We start from the raw sequence: 22,897 nt of genomic DNA on the forward strand, positions 1-22,897 counted from the left end.
ACCGCGGGCCTGGTGATAAGGGCTAAGATAAGTTTATGGTTCCAGCCTCAGGCCAAGCCAAACCAAGAGCGATATAATCTTTTAAAGCCCTTTGGAGTTATCGTTTTATGGCTATTAAACAAAAATTAAAACTCAAGTATAGGCAGGCATCTTTTCTAGAAGGAGCTTCACGTATCTTTGACATAACTGGTATCTTCCAAGATGAGGTTGTGATTATTAATCGCGAACCAAAATCAATATCTATTTCCAGAAAAATAAAAAATAACGATAAAAATAATCTTTTTGCAGCTACTCATCAAATCAATCAAGATGTCAAAGTTGTGACCCTTGAAACGCGGCATCGCTTACCCTAATTACAATTTTTATAATTCGTACTAATATTTACTATAGATATCTCCACGATAGAATTAGAGGTAGATTTTCACTGTATAAATTAAGAATATACAGCCAAAATAGAGCTAATTAATATGAGTCATGACATCTACAAATTGATTTGTCAGAAACCAAAAGACTGTAAACGCTTGATGGGTGTTAACTTTGAGCAACTAGAAGAGCTGATCGAACATTGTAAAAGATTGCATCAGATAAAACAAGAGGAGATTGAGAACCAGAAGAAACGAGTGATTCGAGCGGGCGGTGGTCAGTCTCCTATCTTGACCCTAGAAAACCAAATTATCTTAACGCTACTCTATCTCAGACATTATTTAACTTTTCAACTGCTTGGTTTGATGTTTCACGTCAGCGAGTCCACTGCTCATAATGTCTTTAACTATTGGCAAATACTCCTGGAGGAAGGACTATCACCTAGTCTTTTAGAACAAGTAAAAAGTACCCGGAGGCTGGGGCTGAAACTCTGGCCAAATTAGTCAATCAAGAGTTAGTGATAGATAGCACAGAACAAGTCATAGAGCGACCTTCGAGCTATCAGGAGCAGAAGCGTACATATTCTGGCAAAAGGAAGAATTTCACTTTAAAAAAATCAGTTAATTGTAAGTCCTGTGACTTTAGATATTATTGATGTGGTCGTGGGGATGCCAGGTCGGATAAGTGATATTAGTATCTGGCGAAACAGTCGAACTCGCTTTACCCTAGAGCAGTTCTTTATGGGAGATAAAGCTTATGTGGGAGAGAGACAAATTAAAACACCAACGAAAAAGCCTAAGAATGGAGAATTAACGCGTCAAGAGAAAGAAGATAACAAATCGTTTTCAGCACGACGTATTATCGTAGAACATTTGATTCGTTTTGTGAAAATATTTAGGATTATGCAAGAGCGATTCCGACTTCCAATATCTCGATATGATTCAATTTTTCTAACTGTTTGTGGACTAGTGAGATTGCGATTGGGCTGTTTAGAGTTGAGATTAGTTAAACATTAAGCATATGAGAAAAGTATTATGGTTTATAACCAACATTTAAAGTTAGTGAACTGGTAATAGGGACTGCAAAGCACCGTAAGTCTTTGTTTCTGAGCATCGTTAAATATTCTTGAAATATAGCTTAAACGGTCACCCATTATGGATTACAGGTTTTTGGAGATGTCTAATACTCTAGGTAGATTATTGGGAGGGGAGGTATAAGGGTTTCCCCACGCGATACCGTGCCTATACGTTGTTTTATTAGACATACTTAAATGTCATTGGAAAGGATAGATGCAACCAACTCGGTGTTGAGTGTGACGGGTTGCTTTGACGCGTGGGTGTAGATGGAGTTGTACTCACCCTTTTCGCCTGAGTAATTCAGACATAGTTTATATCCGTGTTTGGCCAGCTTGCTTTTGGCTAACTGGAACAGGATGGAGCTAAGGGTATCCTTATTCAGCCAGAGGACTTCATGGCTGGTTGGATTTAAGAACCGCGTCCCGTAGTTGAGGCCTTTGTTTTTATCTCCACTCATGACGGTGCAAATATGCTCGTATCCCTCAGCAATCAGACCTTTCCTTGCCGTTTCAAAGTTTTCACGGGTTGGTTGAATCATGGATTTTTATCCTACTTTTTGGGGTCGTTATCCCGTAGGACTTTTTTATCCATAGAACAACATTTATAGTGCTTCTTCTGCGGGTCGTAGTTGAGCATCTGGGTTTAATTGGTTTTCACCAGTGGTTAGGATTTTGATTTGCTCTAAGTTTTTTCGCATAGCAGCCCAGGCTTTGAAGGCATTGCTGGTGTACTGGTCGGTCTGGTTCATGCGACTGAGATACTGATCTGTTGAACCGGAGCCATAGCGATAGGTAACTTCGTAGAGCTTGAGTCGGGTTAGTTCACGGCGGGCCAGTTCCTGGGTGGCTTGAAACTCACGTTTGTACTGGTCAAAGGCAAGAACATCGAGAGTTACTTTATCTCGGATACGACCGGCCAGTTCGGCTCGGTTTCGTTGGAGTTCAGCTACTTTAATCTGAAGGTCGCTGATGGCGAGGCTGCGAGTAGCAGCAGCTTGTGAGCCACCAAATAGGTTACTGATGAGTGGGACACCAATTAAGCTGAGGGCTTCAGCAAGCCCCGTCCCGGTGAACAGGCGGCCAAGTTTATCAAAGGGTGATTCAGCGGTTGGCCCAGATGTAGTGATGGTACTTTGTCGTCCGGTGAAGGGGTCGGTGACGACCTGGGTGGTGCCGAGTCTGGCACTTGGGCCAGCGTCAAAACTGAGATAGCTTTGCAGTGCTGGTGTAAATAGCTCCAAGCTAACGAGTCTTTGGTTATTGGTTTGTGCTTCTTGGATGCGAGTATTGGCTTCTTCAATTCGGGCATCTACTTCCTTCAGGATTGGAGAGCGTGAGACTGCCAAATCCTGTAACCGTTTTACACATTCCTGGGTACTATCCAGGCAAGGAAGTCCACCGAGTATGCCCTGCCAAAGATTGTTATTGAACTGAAACCGAAGCACTTCTTCCATGCTGGCGGCTGTTTGTCCACCTTGAAATGGGTTTTCAGGTAGTCGCGGTGCAGCGGTTGGTGTTCTAGGGGCCGCCACCGTTGGTCTGGTTGTGTTCCCTGTTCCGGGTGTTGAAGTTGTGCTAGGCCTTACACTGCTTGGGACTGGAATGTTAATGGGTTGTGGGCTGGTAGTGGCTGGGGCTTCCTGCTCTGGCTCAGGATTGATGGGTACAGGGGCGGCTTCGCCTCCTGCATCATCTTCAGTGGGTTCACTACTGGGCTGTGCCTTGGAGATCAAGGGTAAGCTCAACACGGAGGTTAGTATCAGACTGCTCAAGCCAGCGGATACGAGCGACTTTACCTGCATAGGGACTCCTGACAGTGGATAAGGTTTGTAATTGACTTTCGATTTGGTCTGCTTGGGTTTGCAGTTGGGCGAGTTGGAACGTCTGTTCCTGAACGGCTCGGTCTGCATCAATTTGGGATTGTTGGGATTGGGCTTGGAGCTTGGCCAGTTCTAACTGGTGCTGGTATTCGGTATATTGCCGCTGCTGTTGCGCTCTGACCAGCTTGGCGTTGGCCATACTGACAGCGGCGATGCGCCTGTTTACTTCTTCCTTGGCCATCTCAAGTTGTCGTTGCTCATGTTCCATAACTGCTGGGGGGACTTCCTGGGCCATGGTCTGAAGGACACCCATCTTCCGCTGATGAAGACTGAGGGCTTCTTGAGCATGGTTTAGGTCTAGTTGGGCTTTTTGTACATCCGCTTGCTCTGCTAAGTAATCCGGGGCGGGTAGTTGCCGAATTGTTGACAGTTGGGGGCGGTTGACCTGTCGGGCTTGCATCCGGTTAATTTGTACGGCGAGTTGCTGTTTGCGATAGGTCAGCATTTCTCTGGCTTTGGCACGGTCAGCTAAGACTTGATTTTTCTGGACGGTGTCGCCCTGGCGAACCTTTAAGTCAGTGGGGTCAGTGATCGAGAGTTGGATTTTGAACCGTTTGGGGTCATCGCTTCGTGTTCCCTGTGGTTCCGTTTCTCCGGGGGGTGAGTTATCATCTTCGATTGGCTGTCCCTCATCTGGGTCATCATCCCCAGCGGACTGAGCGATGGAGATATTGGGGATAACAATGGTATGGCTCATTAGAAAGGATGTGCCAGCGACTGCGCCAATGGCGATCACAGCATTGACAATTTGACCGAGGGTGATACGAGCAATAAATCTAAGCATGGGTCATTCTGCCATTGCTAATAAGGGGTCTAGGGGGACAACCTCATGAAGGTTGTTGGGGTTAATCCGGCTGAAGTAGGGAATGATGTCGGTTTGCTTGGCATCATTCCCAAAGCGGATTAGAGCTTGCAGCGGTTTCAGTGCCGAGACTCGTTGAGGGGCAAATCTAAACTTCTTGGCTACTTTCTCAACTTCGACTTGATCTACAGGCAGGACAATTTTGGTGGCCGTGTTACTAAGAACGTCGGCGCTAAGGTGACGTTCTTACTGGCTGGCCACGACTAAGTTAAGGCCGTACTTCCGACCATCACAGACGATGCGATCCAGGGCGGGAGACTTGCTCAGTTCCTTTGCCTCATCAATGAAGATAAAGGTTCTGGGGCTGGGTGCTTCACCATAGAGCCGATGGCTATCCATGAGTTGCTTAGCCAAACTTTCAGCAGCGATGGCTCCGATTTCTGGCGGTAGTTTCTGCATATCCACCCGGATTAGGGGATGGTCAAAGGGCATATTGGCCCGGTTGAAGATGCCATAGGTAAAGGTTGCAGCCAACTTCAGTATTAACTTTTGGGATTCTTTGCACCCATTCTTGCAGCGTTGGTTTAGTTCGGTTTGGACATGGCTAAAGTTGGGTGGTTCATTTTGCCAGGTTTCAATGCCCTTGATGCCCCATCTGGTATAAAGCTCTCCGACCACATCTAAGATAAGACCTTCTTGGTTTGGGCCAATTTGTAGATTTCGTTTCAAAATCTGCCCGATGGTGATGGCTTGAATTTTGGGCCCGCCTCCTTCCGGGTCAAGGTTGAGCGTAAGCGGGTTGATCCCAAATTCGCTATTGGCATGAAGCGGGATATGCTTCTCGTTAGGCAGGGACTGGTCGCCATATGATTTGGCATTGCTCTTTTTTGCACAGCTCCCAGGCGATTGCCTTCAGCGTTTGGGTTTTGCCACTGCCACTGGCTCCGATGATGGCCACATGGCCATTGGGTAAGTCTTTATAGTTCCAATGGGTATTTGTCCCCAAGTGGATACCATCGGTATCCATTGTTCTCACTGTTGATGCTTTGGGATGTAGTGGAACTAAACGGGCATTGGGTAAAGTACGAGGCATGGATTACTCCTTGGGGACAACAGTGCGAATGAGAATATTGCCAGTTACATCCGCTTCGATGGTTGCAATATCTTGTGGTCTGGCAGATCTAAGTCTGAGGATGCCTGTGTTATCCCGAGTGGGTTGAAAGGTGACGGGATTATATCTATCTATCAAAGGAATTAAGTTTAAGCTGAAGCTATCAGTAACTGCAACCGTTCCGGTCAGGTAAGTTCGCTTTGGGTATTGGTCTAAATTGAGGTCAGTAAAGGGTTGTTCTTCTAGGGTGACTTGTCGTGTTTCACTGCTAACGGATGGGCCACGTTCCAGGCGAATACTGCCGACTCGGATTTGGGCGTTTTGTGACCGTCCGGCTCGGTAGAGAACACCGCCCTGGCTTTCAACGAGTAGGTCGTTACTGGTTAAGGCTTGGATGACCTCAAACCTATCTTTGATATTTTGCTGTGTGGTTTCATCCTTCCCGATAATTTCCACATATAGAATATTGTTCTGTCCCTTAGATATAACTTCCTCAATCACGCCCTCGGGTAGTCCGAGTAGTTGGTTAAAGGCCATGACGATGCCGCCTTGGGAGTTAATGTTGAGGACAATAACCCCCACGATTATTAGCAGAACGAAGATAAAAGGCTCGGCGGCCGAATTGGTACTGAGTCGTAACTGAGGGTTGCCAGGGATAACCAGTCGGGCTTGGCTTGGGTAGAACGCAGCGACTCCCGTTTTGGTGAAAACATCCCCAAACCAGCCCATAAAGTAACCGACCACCAAAGCACCATAGATAGTGCGGCTTAGGAGTAAGACTGGACTGAGTACCACCGCAATAATGGCGGTAGCGATGAAGCTGTGGGTTACAGAGCGGTGGGGAAACTTTTGCTCAATAAAGCTGCTGATTGGGAACAAGATGCGGCCCGACACTGATTTGCTGGTATCCACATCGGGTATTTGTGAGGCGATTGCTGAAGCCAACAAAACTAAGGGGTTACTTTCCCCTAAAAAGGCGGCTGTGCTGGTTGCCGCTAGTGCAGCATGGGTGATGGCCTTCATGGTTCGACTTCCTGCACTCGTATTTCAGTCGTAATCCCGTCACTGGCCAGGCTTATTAGCCCTTCTGCTTCGGCTTGGGCGTGTAGCCCTCTTAATACAGCTTTGATTAGGGCCAAGCGGTCAGTGATTTTTTCACTGGAGCCGATGGTTACGGCTAGGGTGATGCGGTCGGTTGTCTCACCAGGGTGAATAACGGTTTTGGCCATTAACATTTTGAGTGTCTCATTGGGGTCGTGCGGTCGGGACGACTTTTCCTTGTCTTCCAGTGATTATCTTGGCTGTCCAGCCTTTTGTTTTGGCTTCCAGTTCTATCTCCCAGATTCGGAGGTAAGGCCGAGCGAGTTGGGGGCTGCTGCCATTCATCCGGTAATACTTCTTCAGTTGTCCATTGGACATCAGGTTCTTGTATTGCTCTGGGAGGTAATCTCCCCGGCAGAATATGACTGTTTCCATGTGTCACCGTCCCAGGTATTTCTGTTTGCGAGGCATGGCCGAGACAAGCAAGCGGACGACACCGACTGCAACGGTAAGGATGCCGCCCATTAAGTAAAGGCTGGTGCTGTTGAATCCCAGCCCCAGAAAGCGAACAATCACGAAGCACAACATCACTGCGACGAGAAATGGCGTTCCATCGATCCACTGAGTATGGTCTGGGGCTAGGTCATCTAGACCGAGATATTCTTCCTTGACAACCCGCTTGGCCAACATTGGATTTCCGGCACAGCGTTCTTGTAAGGCTGCAATTCTGGCAGGGGTTAGGTCAATACCCAGGTCTTCGGCGGCCTCGTACATGATTTGGCGAATCCATTTGTTTTCTAATGGCGGTAGTTCCATGCGGGGCAGTCGGATAAAGATGTCCTTGGGTGGGGGGTGGGTTGCGAACAAGAGGATATGCTGGTTTTTCTTCTGTAGTTCTTCCAGCCAGTAGCGGAATGTGGCGGGTAGTTTGTGGGCATCATCAAAAATCAGGAAGGCCAGGTTATCTTGCAGCCAATTTAGGACAGCTTCTTGTAGTTCCTGGATGTTCATTCGTTTCCCTTCCAGGTTGTAGGTATCCACCCCAAGTGCTTCAGCGATCTGGATCATGTTGGCTCGGATGGTGCTGGGTGTAATCAGGACGCAAAGGAACCCTTCATCGGTCAGTTCTCGGTGGGTCGCTTCGGCCAGATAGGTTTTTCCGCCTCCAATCTCGCTGACGACTAGCAGGCTACTGTCGGCTTTGAGTGAGGCGACGATGTGTTGAAAAATTGAACGTCTATACAGGCGTTGGGAAATGGACTGTTCTTCTTGTACCGTTTGGATGCCAATGCTTTCCGATTTCCCGGTTACTTGGTCAATGGCATAGGTATAGAGGCGTTTCGTGCCATCTTTGAGGCTTCTAATGTGCCGTTTTATAGATTTTGCCACTTTCAACAAACCTCTTAAATGCGCTGACCATAGCACTAGAGCATCGTGTTCCTGTGTGTTCCCTCACGAATTCTTTGAGTTCGCTATAGGTGCGGAGTTTCTTCTCTGTCCAGGCGACGTAGAGGAGGCCAAAGACCGTTCGCCTACGTCGCAAATCGCACAGTTTAATGCTGTGAAAGTCGATTTCAAAGGGTAGGGGTGTTTCTTCGATAACTTTCCGACCTTGTTCAGCGGTTACGGAACGCCTTTTCGGTTTAGGTTTTTTCTCTGGCTTTTCTAGGTCTGGGGTAGGGATAAACGACTCTCGTAGGAACGGCAACCACCAGTAGGTAGGGTTGGGTTGTTCTGATAGTGTGGCGAGTAGGAGTGGGCTGGGTTGGGTTGGGGTTGTGGGTTCTTGTTCCGGTTGTTGTGGCATTAACTGTAGCTTGGCGGGTGGGAGAAGCGGGTAAGGCTCATCTCCAAATGACTTGACGGCATCCCAGGCGGGTTCGATAGTCGTCTGTACGAAAGACTCTGCTCTTTGGCGGATGGCCGTCCCCCACCGTTCTAGGGTGTTAATCGTAGCTCGGTAAATCTGACCCAATGTAATCTGCTGCCAGGGCGTGCTGTTCATGATTGTTAGCCTCAAAGATGTGAATACCAATTTCGATAGTGCTGGCCACCAGGGCGATAATCCCAATGATTTTGTAGAACCGGGACTTGTTGACCACAAATGACTTGATCACCCCAGACTGAACCAAGTTGGCGGTTTGCACCCTAACTTGGCTATAGGAAAGGTCTGTCATCTTGCAAAGGGTATTGCGATCACAGACTTCATGATTCTCAAGCGCGTTGAGGATTTGCTGTCTGGTCTGGTGTCCTTCCTTCAGCTTTTTTTTGTTGAGTTTTGTAAACATATCTGACGCGTCAAAACTGGCTATATTTTAAGCCAAAAAATAAGCCAGTGTTTTTCTTAAGTTATCTAAATGCTTCTGTATAAGGCTTTCAGGTATTCATATTTCCTAAATTTCTTAATACCGGATTTTGGACGTTTATCAGACTGCGGTTCATAACAAATTGAGGGAGTCAGATTAAGTAGAGGTACTCTTGGAGACTAATACCTTTTGATTGGATCATCCATTGGTTGACCTTGGCCGCTGCCTCATCTATTTCAGGTGGCCATTCTCTCTGTTCCATCTTCTCCATTAGCTTGCGGCTTTGGATATTAAGGGCTATGTCGTTGACCGTTTTCTGATTTTCTTTAATCCAGTGTTCCATCTTTTTTTTTAGGTCTTCTTCGTCAAGACAGAGCGGGGCGTAATCATCAGTTTTCTCGATTGCCACCTTTAGCAGCTCTCTTGTTTTTACTTGTCCGCCATAGGTAAGTGAGTCTTCGATGTCAAAGCCGAACAAGCGACTGAAGCATCGTTTCCGAATGAGGTACTTTTCTAGCTCAAGTTCCTCTCCATTGCGGAGGTACATTCCCTTAACGACCGTTGACTTGTAATAGATGAAGCTCAGTTCTCCGATGCTGGAGTAGATGATTTCTTCGTTTCCTGTCCAGGTGCCAACGCCGGAGAAGTAGATGTTCTGTTGATAGACCTTTACTTTCTTTATATTGAGGTCTAATTGACCGTGTGTATTACTGGTTTCAATTTTGGTGGCATTTTTTAGGCTTTCGACTTGCTCTTGGGATAGCAACCATTGGTTAGGGAGTGTCAGTTTTTGGTCATTCACGCTAATAGTGAATGCGGTTGGGACTGCTCCCGCTTCTCCTGTGATTGGAATTTTGTACTCGACTTCACCAGTGATTTTTGTAGTCATAATTTGGCCTCCTTGGGGTCATCTCCCTGAAAGACACCTTAGCTATGAGTTTATCTTAGATATTCTTATCAGAGCGTTTTTTTCCTTGTTAGCTCTTAAGGACTTCTCGTTTAATTGCATCTATGTTGAGGGCGGTTATACCCTTGCCAGACCGGACAAAGTGGACTCCTTCTTGCCACTTAAACCGCCAACTATTCTGAATTTTTAACCGGACTCTATCTCTTGAACATCCTTTCATGCCGAGTTCTTTTTCTAGTTCTTTGGCTGCTTGGTTAATGGGCATGATCCGGTCGCCAACTTTGTACTTATTGGCCATATTTTTGCAGTTCCTTGATTTGTAAGCTGAGGCTGTGGAGATGGTCACGGCGTTCAATAGCTTCAGCGGCGGCTTGGTGCTTTTTGGAATTTCTCATCCCGACATATTTTCGTTTCTTACCGTTAAAGATGGGCTGAAAACTACGGTAGAAAACCTGATAGCTGTTTTTACGGCCATGACATTTGCATACCTCTAGCCATACCCCCTCCGGTGCAATTTCCCCATCCGCCATGACTCGGTTGTATTGACTGGTTAGATACTCGATAAATTCTTCTCTCAGTTCTTTTTTTCTGCTTTAATTTAGTGGCTTGTAATTCAGCCGCCTCAAGTCTCTTGTTGAGCATTGTTTCTACCCTTAAGTTTCAGTAAAAGTTGAATCAAGTCTTCGTTGGTGAGTCGGTCAAATCTACCTTCCCGAATGATGATGTTCTCCACCCATCCATGATGTTGAACCATGTAGTTCAGAGCCTCTTTCTTCGACCATCCAAGCTTTTTAAGTTCTAGAGAAATTTGTATTTGAAGCTCACTTATATCCAAGGAATTATCATTGTTATCTGCATTTAGATACATATTATTTCCTTGTTGAAATTTGTTTTGCCTACGCCTTTTTTCCTCGTTTAACCAGTCATTTGCGCGAGCTTCTAGCGCATCAGTATCTTGCATTTTTTCTCGTTTTATGATGTAGATAACCGCATCACCGCGAGTATGCTCACCGCCTATTTTGTCCAGGGTCTTGCGGATAAATTCAACAAATTCCTCTTTCAGGCCTTCGATACCATACCCACTTCGCCACACGGGTAGGATAGCTGCTTCAAATTGCCCCTCAAACCGTCTGTAATAGTCTGGGCGACCAAACAGACGGGCTTCATCACTTGCAGTGCATACAGGCAAATTTTGAACCAAATCTGAGCATTTTTGGTCTGGGGTATTATCCGGTTTTTGGAGGGAGTTTTTTGCTTCAACTTCCTCGTCCTCACGCGCACACGCACGGGAATAAAAATCTGCGTGTGTGTTATGTAGATCTAAATTCTTAGTATTTAGATCTATATTTAAATTCTTTAGATCTATATTTTTTTCGTTAAATTTTGGTAAATCTGCTTCAATCGCTTGCACTGTAAGGCTTCTAGTGTTTTTGGACTTGTTTTTGTCTTGAATTTCCTTCGGTTCATCAGATTTGATTTCTGTATTTTCTGTTTTCTGAAGTGACAAAACTGGTAATTGAGGGACAAAACTGGTAATTCAGGGTCAGATTTGGTGTGTATTGTTGGAACAGCCTCAATGAGTGTCTCTCGATTTACTTGGATCAGGTTTAGGATTTTAAGTTCTTTGATAATGCGTTTTACGTTTCGCTCTGATGTTTGAATAGTTTTGCTAATTTCCTCAGCGCTGCTACTTTTAAGCAACTGAATTGCGATCAATACTTGGAGTTGACTTGGTGTTAATTGCTGTGACCAAGCAGCAAATTCGGATAGAGTTAGTTCCATTGGATTTCTTTTAGTTCTTGAATTGCAAGGTTGATGTCGTCCATAGATAAACCTGTTCTCACAGCAATTTCATTGATGCTTGCCTTCTCTTGTAGTCCTTTGGCAACAACTCGGAGAATAATTGCTTCCTCGATTAGGTCTGAGGCATAGTGCTGTTCGTCTGCGGCCATTAACTGGAGGAGTCGCTTTACTTGCGGTGTCATCCGAATCGTGACGTTTTTTCTCTCTGCGCGGTCTTCGATGCTGGCGATCACATTACTGGTCTTGCTTTATTAGTAAATCAATCTTAACTTATCACATAATCATTCTTGGTGATTCATTCCATGCCAAAATGAGGGTGTCTTGGTTTTGGTAAGACGGTCGTGGAGGACTTCGATATATTTAAGGCTCGCTTTTCTCTGATGATGGTTGAGATGCGTGGCACTATGACCCAGCGCGAGTTATCTCAGCTACTTGGGGTGAGTCAGTCTGCAATTCAGATGTGGGAGTCTCAGGGAAGTCTGCCATCCCTAGAGAATTTGGCTCGGATCGCCTCCTATAGAAAAGAGACCACAGAATCCTTGGTTGCTTACTTGTTTGCTCGTCCCTTAGAGTCTCAAGCTACGACTGTGATGGAACAGGTATCCCAGATGTCTATGTTGGAGTTGGGCGAGCTAAGTCGGGCTATTTCGGATCGGATGTTTGCTCTACTCTCAAAGTGAGTCATTCTTCCAGCCACAATGTTCACAGTCCCAATGAATCCGGGCCGGTTCAGTCTGTGTTATCGGCATCTCGCAGTTTGGGCATCGTCCGGTAAATTGGGGATGCCATTCCAGTCGTTCTAATCGTTCTTCATAGCTTAATTCGGGTGGCTGGTAGATCAGTTCACCGTCGTAGTAGGCCGCCCCTTCAGGTTGCCAAAGTTCTTTTTGAAGACTTGTTTTAAAGTCAGAGCATGGGGTTTTGTTTCGCCCGCTTGAGTGGATCGCACGCACAAGGTAATAGGAGCGTGCATAATTTATACAAAAAGAGCAATTTTCAATCATTTTTCTAAAAAGTGACCACTTTAATCGTAGTGATAAAAATTAACCTTGAGTGTTGCTCAAAAGGATTGAATCGTCCATAACTCTTTCCATTGAGTTGTGTAATGGGGAGATCGTTGACTACGCCGCATTACCCAATGTTGCTTTATCCCTATAGCCCCGTAGCGCAGGGTATGCTGTCCAAACCGCTGATTGATTCGGTCAAGGGTCGCCATTAACGCCTCCTCTTTCTCGTCACAGGGAGCATCAAAGAAAGTGTGCTGAATAGCCTGGTGTGGGCTTAGCCCTTGGAGAATTACGCCCGCTTTCTTATAGGCTCGCCCGGCCTGGTACATAGACTCAGCACAGCGTAAGGCAACATCTAGTAACTTCCCGGTATGGTTGGTCGGCTTCAGCAGGGTCATACTCGCACTGGGTGATTCATAGTTCTCCTGAAACCGATTCGTCCTGGCAAACACAGTCACATGGGTTGTCATCAGTTCTTTGCTGCGAAGTTTTTCGGTGGCTCGGCTGATATAGGTAGCAACGGCCTGTTTCAGTTCAGTTAATGTGGTAACTGGCTGACCAAAAGAACGAGACACAACCAAACTTTGTTGGGGATTGATCACCGACTCCAGAGGTAGGCAGGATTCTCCCCGCAACTCCCGGACAATCCGCTCCATGACCACATTAAATTTCTGGCGAATCATAGCCAAGTTTGCAGATTCTAGCTCGGCGGCATTGGTAATGTTGATAGTTCGTAAGCGTTGACCCCAGCGGGTTGAAATATCCCAGATGTCCTCCACAGACAGACTGGCTAATACTGAGTTGATTGCCGATGGAGACAATACCAAGACCCCACCGTTTTGTTTGGCGAGCTTGTTAGCAACCTTTGCTAACACCTTAGTTGGGGCAATGCCAATCGAAACGGGAATGCCTGTCCATTGCAGCACGGTTTCACGGATGGCCTGGCCCTGTTTCAACGGGTGAGCTTGAAACCCAGAGAAGTCGAGGAAGGCTTCATCAATCGAGTAAACCTCCAGGCCTGGACACAGGTAGGTGAGGGTCTGCATTACCCGTTGGCTCATATCTCCATAGAGGGCATAGTTACTCCAAAAAACTTGAATGTTGTGTGCGGCTACAAGGTCTTTGATTTTGAAGAAGGGAGCCCCCATCGGTACACCCAAGGCTTTAACTTCCTGGGAGCGAGCCACTACACAGCCATCGTTATTCGATAAGACAACTACGGGCTGTCCTTGGAGCTTGGGTTTAAAGACCCGTTCACAGGAGACATAGAAATTGTTGCAGTCCACCAGGGCAAACATTCAGGCTTCTCTTAGGTCTAGCCATTGGGTTAACGTCAGAATTGGAATGCCTTGGTAGGGGTTGAGAGTTAGTAAATCACGATCTCCTGTCAATAGCAGGGTGGCTTTTCCACTCACTGCCAGTTCAAGATACATATCGTCCTTAGGGTCTGAACAGGCTTGAATCTGACAGTCAATGCTGACAATCTCGGCAGTCTGGACTACTTGAAAAATAAACAACTGGCGTTCTAAAGGGGTAATGTAACGCGTAAATTTTGGGCGACTTAAGACCAGCTCCAATTCCGTGAGAGTGGCCTGGGAAAAGAGGAGAGTCCCACTCTGAATCACTTTATTCAAACCTTGCCGAGAGACACTGACCTTCGACAAAGCAGCACTGACGAGGATGTTGCAATCAACAACAAATCGTTCTGAACTCATGCGTCTGGTTCTGCTAATATCTCAGCCAACAACTCAGGTGTTAACCCCCGTGCACCGGCCTGGTCACTCAGATAATCCATTAGGTGCAGCAGTAGTTGGGCGTTTTCTTCTTGCGGTTGTTGAAGGAGTAGCGTCAGTAGTACCTGAATCTGCTCCTGTTGAGAGACAGAAGCAGATTGATAAGCCTGGGCAACTTCTGGGCGAACTTTAATCTGGCTCATAGGGATATAGACCTTGACGGCACTGTTTCATTCTGCTCAATTCATAGGGCATGAATCACGTTAGTCACGACTCCCCAGACTTGAAAGGCACTGGCATCGGTAATTTCAATGTCAGGGTAGTTAGGATTCTCAGCTTGCAAGAATAACCGTTTACGCTTGCATTTTAATCGCTTGACCGTTAGCTCCCCGTTCAACACCGCAATGACAATCTGCCCGTCCTTGGGTTCTAGGGAGCGGTCAACAATAATTACATCGCCGTCATGGATACCCACCCCAATCATTGAATCCCCAGACACCCTGGCCATGAAGGTTACGGCTGGATTTTTGATGAGATGTCGGTTCAGGTCTAAACGCTGCTCAATGTAGTCATCGGCTGGCGAGGGAAATCCGGCTGAGACAGGCATCTGATAGAGCGGCAACGCTAAAGTAGCTCCGAGTTGGGGGCGATATAACTCAGTGAGGGTCGTCCTAGGCTGTTGCTGCTCTAATAACTGGGGAATCTGCTGAATCACACTCAGAGGTAAACGAATCACCTCCGTGGGTTCGCCATACTTCCCCGTCCCTTTTGGTCGCCCCGCTCCGGGTCTTGCTCCGCCTTTCATGATTAATGTACGAAATTCAAGGACATTATCTTAGCAAGTTCTAGAGTAGCGGGTGTCTCACAAGCCACCAGACGAGGACTGTTAATGTTCCAGAGTTTGTTTTAGATTTTGTCTACTTCCGCTGCTTCAAATAAAAAGTCACTGCATTCATAAAATAGTTAATATGTTAACTATTTGACTTGACAATAACTCTACCCACCATGCCTGATTCCTCTGCAAAAGCCGATTTTCTCCGGCAATGGCATTATGTCTTAGCACCTTACAACCTAGGGTACAAAGTCAAACTAGTATCCCAATTGATGTATCGAGATTTCTTAGATCGGCTGGAACCCTATGGGCTGACTCCATTTCATTACCTCGTTCTATGTTGCTTGTGGGAAGAGGATGGACTTTCAACATCTGGGATCGCCGATAAGCTTAAGCAACTTGGAGCAACACTAACCGGAGTCGTGGATCGGATGGAAGATCGCAACCTCGTCTATCGAGAGCGTGATCCTGGAGATCGCCGTATTGTTCGCATTTGGTTGACCGAAGAAGGCAGGAAACTAATGCACGTCTTACCAGCAGTGGGTGCAGAAACCATTGAAAAAGCGACTGGCAGCATCCCAAAAGCCCAGCAGCAAGCCATTCTGGGGATTCTAGATCAGATGGTTCATAACCTTCTCTAGCACTCTCAACGGCAGGCTATTGACGGGTCACAAATCACTTAATATATTAAATGTCAATATATTTAATATTCTGAGCCGCTTAAACAAGTTCATGACTATTCAAGCGGATTGGAGTTGCTTGCACCAATTCAGGAGGGAAAATGTCAAAACTAAGTGTCAGTCAAAAAAATTGGCTGTTGTCTGCCCATGTTGGATTCGCCGCTCTTTGGACTGGAGCCGTCTTGAGTATGTTCCTCTTATCGCTGAGAAATACAACATCAACTAACGCTGATGTACTAAACGCTCTCGATTCTGCCATCAATTTACTGGATGACTGGATTGTAATTCCCTCAGCAATTGGTTCAGTTGTGACAGCAACGCTTCTTTGTTGGGTTACAAACTATGGGTTTACTAAGTTTTATTGGGTAATTACAAAATGGTTTATCACAACTGGATTAGTTGTATTTGGAACCTTCTGGTTATTTCCTTGGGGTAATACCGCCGAGAAACTCTCAGCACAGAATGGGCTGCAAGCCATTAGTAATCCAATGTATGAATTTGATGCAAAGGGTGTATTACTTGGAACTCTTATTCAGGCTCTCTGTCTCTTGGTCATCATTGGTATTTCAGTCTTGAAGCCTTGGGGAAGACGACCAAATATAATGAAAAGCGAAGCTAGTAACAATAACTAGGATGGTGACGGCTATAGTAAATAGAGATGACTTGTGAGATGAGTAAAACCTAAAAATTCAACTTCATAAGCACCCTACTCATGAATGAATTCATGAGGTTCGCTGAAAGATTGCTTGACTTTCACCGTAATTCATAGTTCTCAATACTCTTCAATTATTAGCCAAATAGGGTGAGAGCAAGTTGCAGGGGAGGAGCTGGTCGAGATTGAATCTCTGAGGGTAATGGGGCTGGATCAGGGTTAACCGCAGGACAATAGGCTTTATAGCTACAGCCCTTACAGTGAGTGCCTGTGCAGGGATTCCAATCTTGGTCAACGTGAAGCCTGAGTGCTAAGTCCTGAATCAGAAAACGAACCTTAGCTTGATGATTGTCAGTGACCGCAAAGCTAATGACATTTCCTGTCCGTAGAAACACCAGACTCACTTGCTTCAAGGATTGTTGGTAGTGTTGTCCTAGGGCTAAAGCATAAAGCCCCAACTGGACATCAACCGCATCTGGAGCAGGCACTTGGGGCGACTTCGCTGACTTGTAATCTACTAAGGCCAAGCCGTCCTCAAACCAGTCCAAGCGGTCATAACGTCCTTTTAAACTAAATTCAATCCCGTCAAACAGGAGAGTGCCCTGAATCCGTCCTTCAACTGCCACTGGTTTACGCAGCATATCTGACTGGAGATACTCAGCATAGTAACGCTGGAGGATAATTTCCCCGTCTTGGTATTCGAAGGGAGTTAACCGAGTTTTGTAGGGTTTCCATTGCACCATGACCCAAGACCAAGGCATCGGTTGACTATAAGACCAGTCACGGTAGAGAGTCGCAAGGGTCTGATGGAGTGCCCATCCCAAGCTCGCGGCTCTCTGTCCGATTGGGTTACTCATGTGCCGCTCATACTGAAAATAATAGGCTTGGGGACATCGTTGATAGGTTTGTAATCGAGATGCAGAGAGCGCATATCCCATTGTTGCTGTGCCTCTTAGATGCTCCACCTGGGTACTTTGTTCAGAATAGCGAACTCAACTGATACTGCTATCAGTAGTAGTCAACAGAGTTTCACCAAATTGAGTCTGGTTGTTAATTTCGGTTTGTTACTTTCCATAACGCTCTCATGACTCTTAGTTCTTCATAGGAGAACTGTTCATTGAGTTCTTCATAGATGGGCTTGAGTCGGTCGGCTCCATGTTTGTCAAAGGCTTTAAGCATCATGGTTTGACGTTCTGGAGAGACTAATCTTTCGATGCTGGGGATTTGTCCGGCTTCGATTCCATCGGCTAAGTGTTCATAGACTCGCTGGACTTTCATTTCAAGGGATTTGGCGATGTCTTGTGGGTATAGTCCCCTTTGGAACAGTTTGCAGACATTAAGTGTTCGTTCTCTCGCTGTTGGCTTCTTCTCGGTGGGAGTCTCGCTCGGGATGAAGCGAGGCATGGCTTCATGGAGTCTATGCTGTTGGCAGTAAGTGAAAATGTGCTTTACGAAGATAGAGCCATAGACTTCGAGTTTCTTGTCACCGACTCCCGTTATTTTGCTGAAGCTGGGGAGGCTGCAAGGGCGATAGCGGGCCATTTCCTTAAGGCTACTATCCGTAAAGATCATGTAGGGGGCAAGGCCCTGGTCATCGGCTAACTCTTTGCGAAGGGTACGGAGCGATTGGAACAATCCGGTATGGATGGGGCCGAGGTCAGGTTCTTTTTCGATTGTGACTTTTTCTTTGCTGAGTTGGTTGGGGAGCGCAACCCAAACTTGGTGCTGTCCTCTCAGTACCGCCCAACTCAGGGTATTGAGGGTGAGGATACCGTGGCCATCATCGGATTCATTGACGAGGTTTTGTTGGACGAGACTGCGGGCTAGATGCTGCCACTCCTTGATGGACTTATCAAGGCCAATGCCAAAGGTTGAGAGAGTTTCATGACCGTTTTTGGTAACTTTGTCACGGGTTGAGCCTCTCAAAACATCAATGATGTAGCGACTACCAAATCGTTCGCCAGTGCGGGCGACACAGGAGAGAAACTTTTGGGCTTCGATTGTCCAGTCTTGTTTAGGTTTGGGAAAGCGGCAGTTATCACATTGGCCACAGTTGCCGGGGAAGGCTTCACCGAAGTAACCGAGGAGGGTTGTTCTGCGACAGAGGGTGCTGTCGGCATAGGCGGCAATCTGCCGGAGTTGTTGTCGGGCGATGCGCTGCTCATCTTCCAGGGGTTCATTGGTTTCCGGGTGAACCTTGTTCTGAATAAACCAGTCTGCCTGTTTGATGTCTCCAGGGCTGAAGAACAGGGTGCATCGGGCCGGTTCACCATCCCGACCGCCCCGACCCGATTCTTGGTAATAGCCTTCAATGGTCTGGGGCAGATCGTAATGGATGACAAAGCGGACATCGGGCTTATTGATACCCATACCAAAGGCAACCGTGGCCACCATAATTTGCACATCGTCCCGAATAAAACGGGTTTGATGGTCGGTGCGGGTGTCGTTATTCAGTCCAGCGTGGTAGGGCAGGGCTGAAATACCATTCTCGTTTAATTCACTGGCCAGCTTTTCAACGTTTTTGCGGCTCATGCAGTAGATGATGCCAGAGCCTTCTGTTTTTTTGATGTAGCGAGTGAGTTCCGATAGGCTGACTTTACCTCGGCTTTTTTCAATGACTTCGTAGTAGAGGTTAGGGCGGTTAAAGCTGGCGACATGGATAAAGGGCTGTTTGAGGGAGAGTTGTTCAGTAATGTCGGCTCGGACACAGTGGGTCGCTGTGGCGGTCAAGGCCATCATCGGAATGCTTGGAAAGAGTTCTCGTAACCGACTGAGTTGGCGATAGTCGGGTCGAAAGTCATGACCCCATTCGGATACACAATGGGCTTCATCCACGACAAAGCTGGCAATCCCAACCGTTTGGTGGATGTTGGCTAATAAGGCGGTAAATGAGTCACTGACTAAGCGCTCTGGGGCAACGTAGAGCAGTTTGACCTCTCCATTGAGAATGGAGTGAATGCGCGCTCTGGCTTCAGCGGCAGCTAAGGTGCTGTTGAGAAACGTGGCCGGAATGCCATTTTTCTGCAAGGCCAGCACCTGGTCTAACATCAGGGCAATGAGGGGCGAGACAACGAGCGTTACCCCTGGCTTGAGGAGGGCGGGTAACTGAAAGCAGATAGACTTGCCCCCGCCAGTTGGCAGAATGGCTAAAACGTCTTGCTGATTGAGGGATGCATTGATAATCTCTGCCTGACCGGGGCGGAATGCCTCATAGCCGAAATAATGCTTGAGGGCTTCTAGGGGTAACATACAGGACGAGGCAAAGGTCTTTGAAATTGTATCAGAATCAAGATTCTTTCTGGTTTGGGTCTTTGGTTGGGTGATGACCATTGATGGTGTTTGGTTTAATTTCCAATTGCCTTAGGACATCTGAGATTGAGAGTTGATGTTCGCTTGCGTATTGATCGAGTTCGTGGGCGATTTCGAGTAGCTGTTGAGCAATGATGACCGGGACGCGAATGGTGCAGGTTTTCTGGTTTTGCCATGCACTTTTGCGCCCGGCCCCTTTTCGTTTTCCGCCTCGCATTTAATGGGGAGTTTTATTTTTGAGCCGTCCGGTCGTATTAATCCGCTCATTCATTTTTTCCTTCAGTCGAGCGGCGATGATACGGTCTTTGTTGCTCTCGTTATGGAGCCAGACTGACTCAGCGAACTTACGGTCTGCTTCTTTGTTGAGCTTGTCAATGAGTTGGTTGTACTCTTCAAGTCCATTGGTTAGCAGACAATATTCGGCATACTCTTGTATGATGACTTCCGATTCGTCTAGGTGATACTTTTCCTTGATTTCTGCTTCAAATTCATGGATGGATTTTATAATTCCTCCTGGGTGGGTTTACACAAAGAAACGATGCATGACATTGACTGTTTCAACTTGTTTAATTTTGTTAAACTATTGATTGTGTTAGGTTTAACGCTCTGTTGAATGGGACTGTTATTTTGTTTTCTCCTTATCTTTCGGTAAACTTAACGTATCCTTAACCACTAATTCCGAATGGACGATTTCAGCCTCTTATTTTCCGAAACTGTAATGAGTCGGCTCTTGGAGCATTTGGATGGGAGTACGGCTCATTTGCTGCGGGGCTGCCGCGTATCGAAATGTGGATGTTCATTAGTGGTGGGGTGTCCCTCAGATGATGTGGCGATTAAGTTGTCAACGTGCTTGTGTCATTCGCTGGGGGAGCGTTGTATGGTTTTGGGGTTTAGTTATGTTTATTTCGTCTGCCCTGATGCCTTTGCCTTTCAGTTTGACCTGAACGATTTGGGTCAGTTTGTCCTGAATATGTAGATTGTGGTGGGTTTGTTCTAGGGGAAGTCTAGAGTTTCAGCCGCAGTTGTCCAATATCGTTGTGGTATTTTTCTTTTTTGCGGCGGCGCGTTGCTTTGGCATTGCTGACATGGTGAGTCATGTCATGGGCCAGATGGCAGCGGGGGCATAGGGCTTTTAGGTTTTATGCCTACGGCAGGCTCACGCCAACGATGCGGTTATCCTGTGGGCGATGGTTGAGGTGGGCGACGGTCAAGGTGAACCGTTGTACCTTTTCCCGGTCGTTTTCGAGGGTGTCTTTAATCCAGCATTTATCAGGGTGGTCGCATAACCAGTGAATGAAGACTTTCCAGGGAACGCCTGGTTTGCGGCATGGCCGCCCACAGTCTTGGCATATCCAGTTGGCATTGTGCTTAATGGTATAGGCAATGGCTTTCCAGTTTTTAGGATATTTGCGTTTATCCATTGGCATGGTTAACGCCTCGACCGTTGATGACCCTATCCGAATATAGCTTTATGCAGACTGTTCTAGATGAACAGAAATCTTCTACAAGCGTTGGCAACAGCCTACCGGAGGTATAGCGAAGCACTACCAAGCCTTGACTAGAGACTGCGAGTTGTCCTTTTTATTGATGCTTGTCTAGATTCAAGAGAGACTAAGCGCGCCCTCGCAGTAAAGATGACCCTAGAAGGATTTATCCATCAGCAGATTATGAATATTCTTCAAGTTTCATCAGGATTCATCACAAAATGGAAACAAGCGTTTCTATTATCAGGTGTGAATGGGCTAAAACTTGCGTATAAAGGTAAGCCTGCATATTTGACAGAGGTTGAAAAACAACAGGTACTGGACTGGATAAAGCAACAAAATTATTGGAATCTTGAAGAGTTGGAGGCGTATATTTTAGATACATTTAATGTTATCTATTCTGCAAAGTCTAGCTATTATAATTTATTACATGAAGCGGGTCTATCTTGGCAAAAAGCACAAGTCACTCATCCCTTAAAAGACCCTGATAAAGTCGCCTTAAAAAAAGAGATTTGTCAGCATTTAGAAGCTAATCGAGTTTCAAATGAAGCCTCCCCGCCGCAAGCGGACGGGGTATCAGTATCAAAAGATACTTAGTTGCTCATCTCTGTGTAATTGCAAGTATTCTTGTCCTTCACTTTTAACGTAGCTGGCAATCATTTTCTCGTCCCCGTATTTCCCAACTGTACTCGCAAAATATCCATCACTCCAAAACTCACCTCCCCATAACTGTCGCTTAACTTGAGGGCATCGCTTAAAAATTTCCCGAGCCGTTAAACTTTTGAGCATGGTCACTAATTTCGTCACACTATACGTCGGAACTGACTGCACTAAAAAATGAACATGGTCTTTATCTACACCAATCTCAACAAATTTAATCTCATAGCGTTTTTCTATTTCTAAGCAGACTTCTCTCAATACCTCATCCACTCGTTCATCGATTACGGCTCGACGATATTTAGCCGGAAATACCAGGTGATATAGTACTTTCAATTAAGAAGTAAAGATGAAAAGTCAATGCCGTACAGCATGGATTTGCGCACCCGAGTCGTGACCTTTGTAAAAGAGGGTGGCAGCAAAGCAGAGGCAGCTCGTCGGTTTCAGGTGTGTCCGGCAACGGTCTATAACTGGTTGAACCGAGAGGATTTACGTCCCACCGTTGTCAAACGTCGTCAGCGCAAGCTCGATTGGGCGGTTCTAGAACAGCACGTTAAAGACCACCCCAATGCCCGCCTCTGTGACCGAGCAGCCCATTTCGGGGTGAACATTCACGCCATTTGGTATGCTCTGAAGCAGATGAAAATTACCCGAAAAAAAACAGCAAAAGTATCGAGAACGCAATCCTCAGGAACGTCAAGTCTATCTCAAGCAATTACAGGAGATTGTGAAGCGACAGGGGTCGAGATGTCTCGTTTACATCGATGAAAGTGGCTTTGACAACCGAGTCTCTCAACCCTGGGGGTGGGCCCAACGAGGCACCAAGCTCTTTGCAGACAGAACCGGAAAACGAGAAAAACGGGAAAATCTACTCATGGCCAGATGCAAAGATGCTCTATTAGCCCCCATGGTAGTTGAGGGAAGCGTTGATGCCGGATGTTTTGAGAAATGGCTGTCTGAGTGGGTATTACCAACCCTCCAAGTCCCGTCCGTGTTGATTTTAGACAATGCCCCGATTCACCGGAAAAATGTGATTCGAGACATTGCCCACCAATGCGCGCATCAGGTGCTCTTCCTACCCAAATACTCGCCAGACTTTAACAAGATTGAGCACGATTTTGCTGCCTTGAAGAAACGAAGACAGTATGCAACGCCAGACACCGCCATTGATGACATTATTCGAGACTATGCCAACCGCAATCTCTAAGACTTATTTGTAATTACTATATAGCAAAACTGTGACGTTATGACTCTT

General features: G+C 46.4%; 33 protein-coding genes and 1 pseudogene. 9 read left to right on the forward strand and 25 right to left on the reverse strand.

From position 1 onward, the window contains the following. Window positions 1–107: 107 nt before the first annotated feature. The 3 genes from SYN6312_RS08110 to SYN6312_RS20345 all read left to right on the forward strand — a co-directional run bounded on the left by SYN6312_RS08110 (window position 108) and on the right by SYN6312_RS20345 (window position 1,379). Complete coding sequence (locus SYN6312_RS08110) at window positions 108–353, forward strand: hypothetical protein (RefSeq protein ID WP_015124383.1); 246 nt, start codon at window positions 108–110, stop codon at window positions 351–353. A gap of 114 nt (window positions 354–467) precedes the next feature. After that, window positions 468–866: a transposase family protein gene (locus tag SYN6312_RS20335; RefSeq protein ID WP_071880526.1), complete on the forward strand. Its 399-nt coding sequence runs from the start codon at window positions 468–470 to the stop codon at window positions 864–866. Window positions 867–986: 120 nt separating this feature from the next. Next, the gene (locus SYN6312_RS20345; RefSeq protein WP_256377497.1) at window positions 987–1,379 is read left to right on the forward strand and encodes a transposase family protein; all 393 of its coding nucleotides are present in this window, start codon (window positions 987–989) and stop codon (window positions 1,377–1,379) included. A 250-nt stretch (window positions 1,380–1,629) separates the two neighbouring features. Here the strand turns inward: SYN6312_RS20345 and SYN6312_RS08120 are convergent, their stop codons facing one another. From SYN6312_RS08120 to SYN6312_RS08190, 16 genes are all read right to left on the reverse strand, one after another. Continuing rightward, window positions 1,630–1,977, reverse strand: coding sequence for a hypothetical protein (locus SYN6312_RS08120; protein WP_015124384.1), 348 nt, complete (start codon window positions 1,975–1,977; stop codon window positions 1,630–1,632). A 63-nt stretch (window positions 1,978–2,040) separates the two neighbouring features. Then, window positions 2,041–3,171 carry a hypothetical protein gene (locus SYN6312_RS08125; protein ID WP_253276437.1) on the reverse strand — a complete coding sequence of 377 codons (1,131 nt, stop codon included), beginning with the start codon at window positions 3,169–3,171 and terminating at the stop codon, window positions 2,041–2,043. Next, entirely contained in the window at window positions 3,146–4,102 is a 957-nt protein-coding gene (locus SYN6312_RS08130; RefSeq protein ID WP_015124386.1) for a hypothetical protein, read from the reverse strand. Before SYN6312_RS08130 ends, SYN6312_RS08125 begins: the two co-directional genes overlap by 26 nt. 264 nt (window positions 4,103–4,366) lie before the next feature. After that, on the reverse strand, window positions 4,367–4,849 hold the full coding sequence (locus tag SYN6312_RS20545) for a type IV secretory system conjugative DNA transfer family protein (RefSeq protein ID WP_253276438.1): 483 nt from the start codon (window positions 4,847–4,849) through the stop codon (window positions 4,367–4,369). Window positions 4,850–4,964: 115 nt separating this feature from the next. Further along, complete coding sequence (locus SYN6312_RS20550; protein ID WP_253276439.1) at window positions 4,965–5,213, reverse strand: helicase HerA domain-containing protein; 249 nt, start codon at window positions 5,211–5,213, stop codon at window positions 4,965–4,967. 3 nt (window positions 5,214–5,216) lie between these two features. Continuing rightward, a complete protein-coding gene (locus tag SYN6312_RS08140; protein WP_015124387.1) occupies window positions 5,217–6,254 on the reverse strand; it encodes a metal-dependent hydrolase in 1,038 nt (345 codons plus the stop codon). Then, window positions 6,251–6,466 carry a hypothetical protein gene (locus SYN6312_RS08145; RefSeq protein WP_015124388.1) on the reverse strand — a complete coding sequence of 72 codons (216 nt, stop codon included), beginning with the start codon at window positions 6,464–6,466 and terminating at the stop codon, window positions 6,251–6,253. Before SYN6312_RS08145 ends, SYN6312_RS08140 begins: the two co-directional genes overlap by 4 nt. 10 nt (window positions 6,467–6,476) lie before the next feature. After that, window positions 6,477–6,707, reverse strand: a complete 231-nt coding sequence (locus tag SYN6312_RS08150; protein WP_015124389.1) for a hypothetical protein — start codon at window positions 6,705–6,707, stop codon at window positions 6,477–6,479. A 3-nt stretch (window positions 6,708–6,710) separates the two neighbouring features. After that, window positions 6,711–7,661: an ATP-binding protein gene (locus SYN6312_RS08155; protein WP_015124390.1), complete on the reverse strand. Its 951-nt coding sequence runs from the start codon at window positions 7,659–7,661 to the stop codon at window positions 6,711–6,713. Next, window positions 7,633–8,277 (reverse strand): hypothetical protein, encoded by a 645-nt coding sequence (locus tag SYN6312_RS08160; RefSeq protein WP_015124391.1) that lies wholly within the window; start codon window positions 8,275–8,277, stop codon window positions 7,633–7,635. Before SYN6312_RS08160 ends, SYN6312_RS08155 begins: the two co-directional genes overlap by 29 nt. Beyond that, on the reverse strand, window positions 8,219–8,560 hold the full coding sequence (locus SYN6312_RS08165) for a hypothetical protein (RefSeq protein WP_015124392.1): 342 nt from the start codon (window positions 8,558–8,560) through the stop codon (window positions 8,219–8,221). Before SYN6312_RS08165 ends, SYN6312_RS08160 begins: the two co-directional genes overlap by 59 nt. 169 nt (window positions 8,561–8,729) lie before the next feature. Further along, window positions 8,730–9,467, reverse strand: coding sequence for a hypothetical protein (locus SYN6312_RS08170; protein WP_015124393.1), 738 nt, complete (start codon window positions 9,465–9,467; stop codon window positions 8,730–8,732). 88 nt (window positions 9,468–9,555) lie between these two features. Further along, on the reverse strand, window positions 9,556–9,783 hold the full coding sequence (locus tag SYN6312_RS08175; RefSeq protein ID WP_015124394.1) for a hypothetical protein: 228 nt from the start codon (window positions 9,781–9,783) through the stop codon (window positions 9,556–9,558). Next, on the reverse strand, window positions 9,773–10,015 hold the full coding sequence (locus SYN6312_RS08180; protein ID WP_041430735.1) for a hypothetical protein: 243 nt from the start codon (window positions 10,013–10,015) through the stop codon (window positions 9,773–9,775). Before SYN6312_RS08180 ends, SYN6312_RS08175 begins: the two co-directional genes overlap by 11 nt. 92 nt (window positions 10,016–10,107) lie before the next feature. Then, window positions 10,108–10,992 carry a hypothetical protein gene (locus tag SYN6312_RS08185; protein ID WP_041430737.1) on the reverse strand — a complete coding sequence of 295 codons (885 nt, stop codon included), beginning with the start codon at window positions 10,990–10,992 and terminating at the stop codon, window positions 10,108–10,110. Window positions 10,993–11,257: 265 nt separating this feature from the next. After that, on the reverse strand, window positions 11,258–11,521 hold the full coding sequence (locus SYN6312_RS08190; protein ID WP_015124397.1) for a hypothetical protein: 264 nt from the start codon (window positions 11,519–11,521) through the stop codon (window positions 11,258–11,260). A gap of 159 nt (window positions 11,522–11,680) precedes the next feature. Here SYN6312_RS08190 and SYN6312_RS08195 point away from each other — a divergent pair, with 159 nt between their 5' ends. Next, complete coding sequence (locus SYN6312_RS08195) at window positions 11,681–11,968, forward strand: helix-turn-helix domain-containing protein (RefSeq protein WP_371257398.1); 288 nt, start codon at window positions 11,681–11,683, stop codon at window positions 11,966–11,968. 380 nt (window positions 11,969–12,348) lie between these two features. Here the strand turns inward: SYN6312_RS08195 and SYN6312_RS08200 are convergent, their stop codons facing one another. From SYN6312_RS08200 to SYN6312_RS08215, 4 genes are read right to left on the reverse strand one after another with little or no spacing between them, the layout of a single operon-like run. After that, window positions 12,349–13,593 (reverse strand): Y-family DNA polymerase, encoded by a 1,245-nt coding sequence (locus SYN6312_RS08200; protein WP_015124399.1) that lies wholly within the window; start codon window positions 13,591–13,593, stop codon window positions 12,349–12,351. Continuing rightward, a complete protein-coding gene (locus tag SYN6312_RS08205; protein ID WP_015124400.1) occupies window positions 13,594–14,010 on the reverse strand; it encodes a putative toxin-antitoxin system toxin component, PIN family in 417 nt (138 codons plus the stop codon). Next, window positions 14,007–14,231, reverse strand: coding sequence for a hypothetical protein (locus tag SYN6312_RS08210; protein ID WP_015124401.1), 225 nt, complete (start codon window positions 14,229–14,231; stop codon window positions 14,007–14,009). Before SYN6312_RS08210 ends, SYN6312_RS08205 begins: the two co-directional genes overlap by 4 nt. 41 nt (window positions 14,232–14,272) lie before the next feature. Next, window positions 14,273–14,833: a LexA family transcriptional regulator gene (locus SYN6312_RS08215; protein WP_015124402.1), complete on the reverse strand. Its 561-nt coding sequence runs from the start codon at window positions 14,831–14,833 to the stop codon at window positions 14,273–14,275. A 200-nt stretch (window positions 14,834–15,033) separates the two neighbouring features. On the opposite strand from SYN6312_RS08215, the gene SYN6312_RS08220 reads away from it, so the two are divergent. Further along, window positions 15,034–15,501, forward strand: coding sequence for a MarR family winged helix-turn-helix transcriptional regulator (locus tag SYN6312_RS08220; protein WP_015124403.1), 468 nt, complete (start codon window positions 15,034–15,036; stop codon window positions 15,499–15,501). Window positions 15,502–15,641: 140 nt separating this feature from the next. Further along, window positions 15,642–16,172: a hypothetical protein gene (locus SYN6312_RS08225; RefSeq protein ID WP_015124404.1), complete on the forward strand. Its 531-nt coding sequence runs from the start codon at window positions 15,642–15,644 to the stop codon at window positions 16,170–16,172. 157 nt (window positions 16,173–16,329) lie between these two features. Here the strand turns inward: SYN6312_RS08225 and SYN6312_RS08230 are convergent, their stop codons facing one another. The 3 genes from SYN6312_RS08230 to SYN6312_RS19340 form a co-directional block, all read right to left on the reverse strand. Then, on the reverse strand, window positions 16,330–17,130 hold the full coding sequence (locus SYN6312_RS08230; protein ID WP_015124405.1) for a PD-(D/E)XK nuclease family protein: 801 nt from the start codon (window positions 17,128–17,130) through the stop codon (window positions 16,330–16,332). A gap of 112 nt (window positions 17,131–17,242) precedes the next feature. Beyond that, the gene (gene recQ / locus SYN6312_RS08235; RefSeq protein WP_015124406.1) at window positions 17,243–19,441 is read right to left on the reverse strand and encodes a DNA helicase RecQ; all 2,199 of its coding nucleotides are present in this window, start codon (window positions 19,439–19,441) and stop codon (window positions 17,243–17,245) included. Window positions 19,442–19,478: 37 nt separating this feature from the next. Then, complete coding sequence (locus SYN6312_RS19340) at window positions 19,479–19,718, reverse strand: hypothetical protein (protein WP_015124407.1); 240 nt, start codon at window positions 19,716–19,718, stop codon at window positions 19,479–19,481. A gap of 465 nt (window positions 19,719–20,183) precedes the next feature. Here SYN6312_RS19340 and SYN6312_RS20350 point away from each other — a divergent pair, with 465 nt between their 5' ends. Continuing rightward, window positions 20,184–20,477, forward strand: a complete 294-nt coding sequence (locus SYN6312_RS20350) for a hypothetical protein (protein ID WP_156804762.1) — start codon at window positions 20,184–20,186, stop codon at window positions 20,475–20,477. Window positions 20,478–20,646: 169 nt separating this feature from the next. Here SYN6312_RS20350 and SYN6312_RS08240 read toward each other — a convergent pair whose 3' ends face one another. Further along, complete coding sequence (locus tag SYN6312_RS08240; RefSeq protein WP_041430739.1) at window positions 20,647–20,928, reverse strand: hypothetical protein; 282 nt, start codon at window positions 20,926–20,928, stop codon at window positions 20,647–20,649. Between the two features lie 207 nt (window positions 20,929–21,135). Between SYN6312_RS08240 and SYN6312_RS08245 the strand changes: the two genes are divergently transcribed. After that, entirely contained in the window at window positions 21,136–21,582 is a 447-nt protein-coding gene (locus SYN6312_RS08245) for a winged helix-turn-helix domain-containing protein (RefSeq protein WP_156804763.1), read from the forward strand. Here SYN6312_RS08245 and tnpA read toward each other — a convergent pair. After that, the gene (gene tnpA, locus SYN6312_RS08250) at window positions 21,568–21,978 is read right to left on the reverse strand and encodes an IS200/IS605 family transposase (protein WP_015124410.1); all 411 of its coding nucleotides are present in this window, start codon (window positions 21,976–21,978) and stop codon (window positions 21,568–21,570) included. The genes SYN6312_RS08245 and tnpA overlap by 15 nt on opposite strands. Window positions 21,979–22,002: 24 nt before the next feature. On the opposite strand from tnpA, the pseudogene SYN6312_RS19345 reads away from it, so the two are divergent. Continuing rightward, window positions 22,003–22,849: pseudogene (locus SYN6312_RS19345) on the forward strand (IS630 family transposase). The last annotated feature ends 48 nt before the right edge of the window (window positions 22,850–22,897 follow it).

The sequence above is a fragment of the Synechococcus sp. PCC 6312 genome (assembly GCF_000316685.1).
Lineage (GTDB): Bacteria > Cyanobacteriota > Cyanobacteriia > Thermosynechococcales > Thermosynechococcaceae > Pseudocalidococcus.